A 10612-nucleotide genomic window follows, 5' to 3' on the forward strand; every position below is an offset into this window, starting at 1 on the left:
TATTCAATTCATTTGATAATAATAGGAAAATCATGCATCTTAATATGAGTATTTTTTGTATTTAGGATGAGTAACTATCAGCTTGTGGACACTTATGACTAGTTCATGACCTCTTATGACCCAGCTTATGGCCTCTTATAACCCAGCTTATGACCTCTTATAACCAAGCTGTGTTTCTGGCACACATCCCTTTTATGTGATCATACAAAATCAGGATGACTATATTATTAGTCCAAGCACTGATCACACATCTTGTTTTATATATTCAGCGGATTTGGGATGCGTTATTTCTTTTAGATATCGTGTTCAACGCATCCCGTTTCTACACATAACTTGTGTTAGGATCATTTATCCTAATACATTGGTTCAATTTACGCATCCCTTTTCTTCTTGAGAAGCATTTCAGGATGAGCTCTTATAACATTATTAGTCAAATCACGCATCCTAAATCAACAAGTATCAACGAAAGAGATGCATTCAAACATAACATCCCCTTAAACCACACATCTCATATTCACAGTTCCAGCAAAACAGGATGTGTTAGTTAACATATACAGCTAATTAACACATCCTGTTTTACAAATGTTCCAATATAGGATTATCAAAATAACTTGCTAATACAACTTACTCAATATTAAACTCACTTCGTAAGCACATTAATAAGCATATCTTCATAATCACCAATATCAAACTGATGAACCTTATCTTCAAATAGCATGATCAGATTATCGCCTTGTTCAATGCCAAGCTTATTGAAGATTTTTAGCTTCCAAAAGAAGCTATCCCTGTATCCTTCAGAATCCATCAAGCCAAAATGCTCAATATAAATCTGCTTACGTCTTCTCACATTAAGAACCGTAAAATCAGGATGAAAACATTCATGGGAATTATAATACAAAGGATACTCATATTTGTAAGGAATCCCTTTTCGCAAGAGAAAATCAGCAATTATAACCTCAGACTTAGATCTTACCTTCTCTCCGTTTGCTGTTTTAAAAATCAAGTTTTCCTCATGATCCTTGCTTTGTTCATAAGGCTCCGATATCCAATTCTTTGCATATACCTCGTCAGAAATATAGTAAGGATTCACCAGCTTTTTTCTCGCCTCATTATAGCCTTGATAAACCCGACATTTATCCTTAGTATTTAATTCATTGATAAGACTGCAAATAAGCTTTTTTCTAGGTTCGAGTAGCTTTTTCATTTTCTCAGCATAGCATCTCTGTGCTATGTTCTGGGCTAGTACCGTATTATCTTTGCCAATATATTCCTCTGAACCATCCTTTTTCCTGCAATAGTAGATAGGCCATTTACTAGAGTGGCTAATTCTAAGCCTCCCTTCCGGAGCAAACTTAATATTTTTATCAGCTTCCATAAGGACAGACTCCAAGTCCTGAAGCTCTCTCGTTAGTTCATCTAAAAGCACAAAACTTCCTCCGATAATAATAGAAAAATGAAATATGCGATCTGAATCTCCGAAATGGAATCGCATTTCTCTAAGAAACTACTTAGAAGACTCTATAATTATATTTGAAATTATTAGTATGTCAAGAATAAGAAATATTGCATAAAGAAAACGTCTAGCATATAGCTAGACGCATGAATAACTCATACTGCCATTCAAATCAAATCCTTAAGGTTTATCATCCCATCATATCTGCGTAGTTTACGCCTTCATTCAAGCAAAGACATTTCACATCTCTCCTGAACAATTTATTTCTTTTTCCAAACCTCTGTATTATAACATCAGACACCAATCATTCATAGAAATCCAGGTCGCGAATACTCCTTAACTTCTTGATAGGAATAATCAAAACCTTATTCGTCTCAGTATCATAAACATAGACTTTAAGCGGTCCCAGCTTAAATAGCCCAGAATATCCATACCCATAAATGATGTATCGCCCATCCTTAGACAATCTAATATAGGACGGCGCATTCTTTGTAGAATCATAATTCTCTGCAATTACAGTTGAAGTCTTACTTGCGATATCATACTTCACAAGCTTGTCACTGGTAGAATATACAAGATAGCTTTCATCGAAGGAAACATCAAAGTCATAGATTCGCCCTTCATCCACAATAAGCTCAAGCTCTTTTTTCGAAAAGTCATAACAGAAAATCTTCCCGTAGGGCTTATCGCCCTGTCCGCCAGTACTTATAAATTCCTTAGTAAGATCTTTTGTGGAATACACCTTGGTATCCCATAAGCCATCGTAGCCGTTAGCCGCAAAAACCTCTCGATAATCCATGTGTGAACTTGCCGGATTTATGCCAGAAAACAGCATCTCAAGCTTAGAGTCCTTTTCGACCAACATCGTCTTGTCCCTGGCACTATCCCAGATAACATACATAGGCTCTTTATCATAAGAGGTCTGGTAAGCCGCTATATCAGGCAGATTCTTGTAGTCGCCCTTATCCATGGCTACCTTGGTAAAAGAAATCACACAACCAACTACAATTATGGAAGCCACTACCACTCCAATTATGCCTAGATTTCTTTTGGTAAATAATCCCTTCATGGCCAGAAGCACAACGTTTCCAATGATAAAAAGAGCTATAGCATTAAACAGCATGATTGGCATAAAGAGCTGCAAAATAAAAGCCGCGGTATGGAAATCAGAAGCCATAGAAGCAAACAGAATTTCAATTCCAGCAGCCGCAGCTGTTATCACCACTGTAGCCAAAGAGAATATCCAGTTTTTCTTGAATTTAACCAAAAAGAATATGGCCGCCAAAGGAATAGCCATAAATGAAAGCGATAAGATTAGCCCAATAAAATCCAGCATAGAACCCCCACGACTTTATATTTAGTCCCAATGAAGAATTTCTTTTTTCATAAAACAAAAGAATCGTTTCATTAAAAGCCCTTTATTCTTCATACCAGTTTGCGTTATAGAAGCCCTGCGTCAGTTTTATTGCCACTTTTTGAATCATATCTTTTTCGACATTATAAACGTATATGTATTTCTGAAATGGAACTGGAGCATCGCTGCCATAATAGTACATTATATACTTTCCATCCTTGGAAATCCTCACAAGCTTTTCATCGGCAGCAGTCTTGTCCTTCTGCTTGATATTGTCTTTGATTACTGTTGATTCATTGGATGAAAGATCAATTTTAATAAGCTTATCACTGATCTCGTAGACAAGATAGCTTCCATCATCAGATAAATCAAAATCATAAATCCAGCTGTCACCATCAACTATTAGATTAAGAGAATTGCTGTCCTTGTCATAGCAGAAAAGTTTGTAATAAGAATCTCCGCCTTTTGATCCTGTGATCATGTACACCTTCTTAGAGTTCTCATCCACCAGTGCTCTTCTCACATGATATTCTTCATATGGAGTACCAGCAAAGCATTCTTCATACTCACTGGCATATTCATTCTTCTGCAAAAGACTCACAAGAGTGTCATCTAGTTGAACTTCCTTATATGAGTTCTCAGCTCCGCAATAGATTACTCCGTAGCCATCATCATGATATTGTAAGTTAACTGCTGTATACGTGATATCAGGAAGCTCTTTGTAATTAGTAACAGTAATGAATCTTCTAACAAAAGAGCCAAACCCAATAAAAACAGCCAGTGCCAAAAGCATAATACTAATATTCTTAAGGCGTTTCTTTGTAAAATAGCCTTTCTTATTAAGCAGAATAATATTACCAACAATTAAAGCCAGTATTGCTGACACAACCTGAATCGGTAAAAAGAGCTGTAATATAAAGGCAGCAGTATGAAAGTCCTCAGCATTGTAAGACACAAAAAAATCATAAGTAATTAGTGCTGCTGTTGCCAATATCGTAATCAAGTTAAACAGCCATATCTTCTTACCCTTAGTAACAAAAAGAATGCATAACAAAGGCGCTGAAGAAACAATAACGCAAAACAAAAGTCCAAGATATTCCATCAAATAGAAAACCTCCAACAATAACAGTAATGACAGATACTAAAAGAAGCTTATCTGCTTTTAATACCTGCCATACCTAATAATATGACTCTGAATCAAAGAATCACCATATTGCCTTTACAGATTACAGTATGCATTGCGTAGATCATCTATTGTTCCATAATAACCAGTTCTTTCCCCATTATTTATCATGTCAACGATTGTTAGATATTGTACATTAGGTTTTGACATAAATAAATTATAATCAATTTCATCAGGAGCAAAAGCAAATGGTCCAAGAACAGTTTGAGCATTTTGTCCGCAGTTATTATTCAAAACATCATAAGCTTCACCGTCTTCATCCATATAGTCGGCACGTCTATCTATTGCTCTTTGATACATCGCTTTTCCTTCCTCATCAGTTATTGGGAAGTAAGCAAAGTTAGTATACAAATCATCTCCAGTTCCATTTACCCATTGTGACGATATGGTATCATGAGGAAGATTTCCAGTTAACAAGAATTCACTATAATCCATAGGAGCCTGTGTACCGCTTCCACAATTTGTTCCAAAATAACCATCTATCCTAAATTCTTGTACGTTAGGTGCACCACCTATACTGAAACAGTCAGCTTCACCATTATCTTTCACAAGAATAACAGCAGCATGTCCTTGATGAAATGCACCATCTCTGGCGAGAAGATATATTGCTCCTACATATTGCCCCTCGCCAGTATCTGAATAATCAACAGCATCAACCAAACATCCAGGAGTTGTATTTGTCCCAGACTCTTTTACAGCTTTTCGATCTTGATAAGTATGTATAGCCACAGCTTCAATGAGACCATATTTTTCTGCTTCGCTTAAGTCATATTGTGATTGGCCTGTAGGATCATAGGTATGAAAATCATCCGGATCTTTACCATTTCTATCAACTAGATTCTGAGGATTATTTAAACAGTAAATATAATGATTGATACTCTGTGTACTTTCCAAATATCCTCTTACCTGGTCTTCTCCAGCAAATCTTCCTGTTTCGCCATCATAATATCTCGCCTGCGCATAAAATAACCCAGTAGCATCATCCTCAGTATACCCAGTGAAAGCAAATGGCTGTAATACATTTCCATCTTTTACATATGAACGATTCTTCTTATCAACAACATTACCTGTAAACGGATCAACACGTCTCCCAAAGTCATCGTAGGAATATGTGCCTACAGTAGATCCATCTGTACCTGTAAGATACATGCTTGAACCAAGTTCATCGTTAAGATAATAGAAGTTATCACCGTCATTCTTCATTAGTGCAACCTGGTGATCATATACAAAGCTCTGCTTCTGGCCATTCACTTCTCTTTCAAGCAGGTTATGGTACTCCATAGAAAGATCACAAAGATACTTAGTAACTTCTTCTGGACGCTCACTTCTAACTCTGTAGCCAAGGCCATTGTACGAGTAGGATACTTCACCCATCTCCTTATCATATGCGCGCACCATCATATTAGTTGCATCATATTCATAGCTACTCTGTAGTACATCATTTACATAAAGAGCTGTCTGGTTACCGCGCTTATCATATCCATATCTTGATCTTGTTTCTTTGCCAGCAGCTAAAGCAACAGAATCCATAAGTCTATCCAAAGCGTCATAATGGTATTCTGTAGAGCTATTTCCTTCTGACATCTTAATACGATTACCAAAGGCATCATATTCATACATAGCTTTAACATTTCCATTAAAACTTGTTTTGGTTAGTCTACCAAGAAGATCATGCTCATAATCATATATACCAGAGATCTCATCAAGGTCTCGTCTTACTCTCTTAACACTATCCATGATATTTCTCACGTCGTAGTGATACTCATACTTATCGAGAACACCATCTTCATCACGAATAGTAAGATCTTTTAACAAACCACCCTGATAGTAGTCATACGATGTTGTAATACCATTAGGAAGGACTTTGGACATCAATCTTCCAGCATCATTATATTCATAGCTAATGGTACTTTCTCCGCTATTATTATCGCTATAATTAGAAAGAGTCGACAACTTACCAAAAGCATTGTATGAGTACTTAGCGATGCTTCCATCAGGATAAATAATCTGAGTCTTGGCATCTGTAGGAGCATACTCATATCCCACAGTTCTACCCTCAAAGTCTGTAACCTTAGTCATTCTACCAACAGCATCATACTCAATCTTAGTAGTGCCAAGGTGATCCCTAATCTCCTCAATAACATTAAGGGCATTATACTTAAGCTTAACACTCTTTCCATCAGAGTAATTAATTCCTGTTATATTACCATTTGAATCTCTAGAGTATGCAATCTCATTACCATCTCTATCAATATGTGTCTTAAGATTGCCAAATACATCATAGGTATAGAGATCTTTCTGACCCAAAGCATCAGTAATGGAAATAAGTTCTCCAGCAAGGTTATGTTCAAATATTGTTACGCGGTCCTTCTCATCGTCAGATGAATTGCCAAATCTTTCTGTTTTACATATATTATCAAGTTCATCATAAGTATACTTAGTTACACCGCCAAGAGGATCTGTTACGCTGTTGAGCTTTCCAGTTCTTGTATATGTATATTTAGTAATCGCGCCAGATTTTGATACTTCAGTTACTCTTCCACAAGGGTCATAAGAATATCTAATTTCTTTTCCATCGCTTCCAATAACAGCAATTTTTCTTCCAGCTTTATCATAAACATATTTAAAGCTTAATCCATCAGCCTCAGTGGACTTAATAACTCTTCCGCATGAATCATATTCATATTCGCGAACCAACTGCTCTACATTGCCAGCTTTTCTAACTACCTTCTTAATTCTGCCGTTCTCATACTCATTTACAGTAACAACACCAGAATAATCTGTTGTACTCGCAAGCTTTCCTGTAGCATTATAAGACATAAATGTCTTTCTTCCGATTGGATCGGTTGTCTCTACAACTCTTTTTAGCGCATCATATTTGTATAAATACTTCCCTCCAGTTGCATCAATCTTTTCAATAAGATTACTATTTTTATCATAAACATATTTCGTGGTATGGCCATCACCATCAGTCTCAGAAATCATTCTTCCACGACCATCATAAGCAAAGCTTGAAACCAACTTCTTTTCATCAGATTTTCCATTTTGAATATCAATCTTGTATGACGCAAGTTTATTTCCAGCTTTATCAAATTCATAGATTGTCTTTCTGCCTACTGCATCGATGACACCAGTACGCCTTCCAACAATATCATACTCATACTGGATACATCCATTGTTAGGAAGAACTATTCTTTCTTCCTGAGTAGAAATATTGTAGTAAACTCGAGTAGTTCTGTTATCCTCATCTGTAAATGAAGCAGGCTTGCCAATTTCATTGTATTCCCAGCTCTTTCTTGTTCCATCAGGATTAGTAACAGAAGCAACTTTTCCTAAAGAATTGTATTCATAGCTAGTAGTATTTCCTTCAGGATCAACAACTCTTATAAGGTTATCATTCGCATCATAACAGTATTCAGTCCTGTTTCCAGCATTATCTTCAGTTGCAATAACTCTACCAAGAAGATCATATTCATACTGAGTTGTGATACCACACTCATCTGTTACCTCAGAAATATTGCCTTTCTCATCATATGCAATCTGAGATCTTTCATTATTGGCATTTCTTACTGATATAACCTTACCTTCTTCATCGTAATAAAATCTAGTTTTTTCACCATTGGCATTAGTTACACTGTATAGATTCCCCTTAAGATCATATTTGTACTTAGTAACATTTCCTTCAGAATCTTTTTTTGAAGAAATCTTTCCATCAACATAATATGTAAAAGATTCATGAAGTCCTTCTGGGCCGATAACACTAGTTAGATGTCCCCTATTATCGTATGAATATCTGGTAGTAAAGCCTCTCTTATCTGTTTGAGATACTTTCTGGCCTTTTGAATTATAAGTAAACTTATCCTCAAGTCCTAAATCTAAATATCTAGTTCCAATATGACGGCCAATTTCATCTTTAAGATATTCAACCTTGCAGCCATTCGCCTCAGTTACAGTAACTGTATGTTTCTCATCATCATAATCAAATTTAAATTCACCACCATTAGCAAGTATTTGTTTTACAATTCTATTACGAGAGTCGTACTCATTTGTTACACCTACTACGCCATCAGATCTAACCGCTTCTTTAATCAATCCATTGTCTGTATATCTAAATCTCTGCGCTTTGCCATTTGTTCCTACAATAGTTGTAAGCCTATACTGATCATTAACATCCTCATAGGCATATGTGACAGTTCTTCCTGTATGATCTTTTGCTTTTGTAATAAGTCCCAAATCATTGTATTCAAAAGAAAGATAGCTACCTTCCTTTGTAATAACCTTTCTAGGTAAAGCAATCTTAACTATCTTATCATCGGCATTTTTCTCAAATAGGTAGTATTCAACAGATGTATGTCGGCCATAATTATCACCAAAGTAAACAAGATAACCGTCATTATCAAAATCAATAAAACTATTGTCATCATAAGTGATTCTATAACCATCATCCATTACACGAAGAACGCCTTCCTCGCCATGAATCTCAAGAAAAACCTCTTCGCCATTTAAATTAGCCTTATTAAATACGCATTCTTTTCCATCGCCACAGAATAATGTAAAGGAATCATCTTTTCTGATTAGATGTTGCTCATAATTAAACGTCCATCCTTTGCCAAATACACCCACTTTTCCTATTTGGGCATTGTAATTTCTTTCAACAGAAATAGGATGCTTTTTTCCTACAGTAATATCAACCTTTCTGCTGACAAAATTACCGTTATTAATATTGATAGGGTCATAAACATATGCTGCTGTTTTTGAATAATAACCCATAATATATCTTTGATAAGAGTCTATGTAGTCTTCATATTCGGCATTATATTCTCCAGCGTCATAAACTATATTCTTTAAATTTTCATTATAACTCTGAGGATCAAAACTGCCGTCGCCAAGTCCAACTTCAATGCGCTTTAAATTTGAACATATTCTATCAATAAGAGTCTTATATTCACTCTTACTAAAATCATCATTATGTTCTTCCAAAAAAGCCAAAAAATTCTTTCTAAATAAAGGTATTGTTCCAACGGTTCCTGTTGTATTAACAAAAGCAGACATTGAAATATCAACAAGATATGGCCTTAAATAAGTTAAGCAAGGAGCATTAATGAACTCCTCACATGCTTTTAATGTTTCTTCTGCTTCTGCTCTTCCTTCTTTGATTATCTCAGACTGCTCTTTGAAATCCCTAAGATATCTGGAAAAATCAATTATAATTTTATCCAAGGCAGACTTTGTTATAAGCGCAGTTTCATCCTCATTAAGTTCGTCTAAAAATGCTCTGACAATTGGAATACTCCCCTGGAATCCTGGTTCAACCATCATACCTTCAAGTTTCTGAATCGCCAAAACAGTATCAATAACTATAAGTGATAAATTCTCATTCAAAAACTGTTTAGAAGCATTTGCTTCTTCACCTGAATGCTCATCATCATTTATAAACTTATACATAGCTTTAACCACTTCAGATGAATGTTCATTGAATGGCTTAAGTTTATAGACACATTGATAGAAATAATTCTTTATTGCAGCCAAATTCCATACCTGATCTCCACCTGTGTACTGATAACCAGCACCCGGAATCGAAGTATACATACTTTCTTTTTTATAATTATATTCTTTACCTTCTCTGCCCACTTTTGCACCTCTTAGTAAGTATTATTTTATGCTAATAATCAGCCCCCTGATGTTCCATTAGCATCATTCATCTGATTAGACAAGTTTTCATCAACCTGCTTGTCATAGTTTTCTTTAATGTTATCCATTAGTTTTCCAGTAGTAGCTAGAACTGCTTGTAATCTTTTGATTGTATCAATAGCCTCTTCGTTAGCTGTAGCATAATCTGGAATAACTATATTTTTCAAAACAATCTCATCAGGTACAACCGGTTGTTGACTTGAAGCAAGCATTAACTTACTTTGATTTTTCATTTCTGACACATATGTTGTATATGTATCAGTATTCATTTTTATATTATTTCCCATAACTAATCCTCGCTTTTATGCAATTATCCCAACGCAGCTAATTGATCATTCAAATCATCCAGCACTTCTTGCATCAAGTCGATTGCCGTTTGAATTTGTCCAACAACATCTGAAACATCGGAACTATAATCTTTTAAATCGCTTGCAATACCCTCTAACTGTAATGTAGCCAAATAATAATTATTTCCTTTCCACTTTCCATCAACAGACAAATCGTAGCCATCATAACAAATTGGCTTAATTTCGTTAGCAAACATTGTATTATGTGCATCTACAATTTTCTTTTGTTCTGTCTGTAAATCACTAATTAGTCCAGATACCTTAGAGATTTTATTCCTTAGTGTTCTTCTTTGTTCTTCGAGTTCTCTTAACTCATCATACGTAGTCCCCATTATTTTGCCTCCCAACATTTTTAATAAATCTCAAGGCCGCTGTGACACGGCCATGAGAGGATCGACTTAGTTGTAAGAAAGTCCTGAAGTTGCTGCTTCGTCGATTGATTCCAAGTTGTTTGATGATGTCATTACGTTCTTTGAAAGAGTCTCAAGCTCTGTAACGTATGTCTTAAGATCGTTATCAAGCTGATAGTATGTAGATGTAAGTGTCTCAGATGCTGTACCGTATGTGATAGCTGAGATGTCATC

7 protein-coding genes are annotated in these 10612 nt (G+C 35.6%); all 7 read right to left on the reverse strand.

The annotated features are described in order from the left end of the window. Positions 1-640: 640 nt before the first annotated feature. On the reverse strand, positions 641-1426 hold the full coding sequence (locus tag T541_RS0103090; protein ID WP_026651309.1) for a hypothetical protein: 786 nt from the start codon (positions 1424-1426) through the stop codon (positions 641-643). 331 nt (positions 1427-1757) lie between these two features. Then, a complete protein-coding gene (locus T541_RS0103095) occupies positions 1758-2789 on the reverse strand; it encodes a hypothetical protein (RefSeq protein ID WP_026651310.1) in 1032 nt (343 codons plus the stop codon). Between the two features lie 82 nt (positions 2790-2871). Continuing rightward, positions 2872-3909 carry a hypothetical protein gene (locus tag T541_RS0103100; RefSeq protein ID WP_026651311.1) on the reverse strand — a complete coding sequence of 346 codons (1038 nt, stop codon included), beginning with the start codon at positions 3907-3909 and terminating at the stop codon, positions 2872-2874. A 117-nt stretch (positions 3910-4026) separates the two neighbouring features. After that, on the reverse strand, positions 4027-9621 hold the full coding sequence (locus T541_RS0103105) for a DUF6531 domain-containing protein (RefSeq protein ID WP_026651312.1): 5595 nt from the start codon (positions 9619-9621) through the stop codon (positions 4027-4029). A 38-nt stretch (positions 9622-9659) separates the two neighbouring features. Next, complete coding sequence (locus T541_RS0103110) at positions 9660-9968, reverse strand: hypothetical protein (protein WP_026651313.1); 309 nt, start codon at positions 9966-9968, stop codon at positions 9660-9662. 23 nt (positions 9969-9991) lie between these two features. After that, positions 9992-10360 carry a hypothetical protein gene (locus T541_RS0103115; protein WP_026651314.1) on the reverse strand — a complete coding sequence of 123 codons (369 nt, stop codon included), beginning with the start codon at positions 10358-10360 and terminating at the stop codon, positions 9992-9994. Positions 10361-10426: 66 nt separating this feature from the next. Next, the coding region (locus T541_RS21570; RefSeq protein ID WP_026651315.1) for a hypothetical protein at positions 10427-10612 on the reverse strand (186 nt) is incomplete at its 5' end.

The sequence above is a fragment of the Butyrivibrio proteoclasticus P6B7 genome (genome assembly GCF_000622085.1).
Classification (GTDB): Bacteria; Bacillota; Clostridia; order Lachnospirales; family Lachnospiraceae; genus Butyrivibrio; species Butyrivibrio proteoclasticus_A.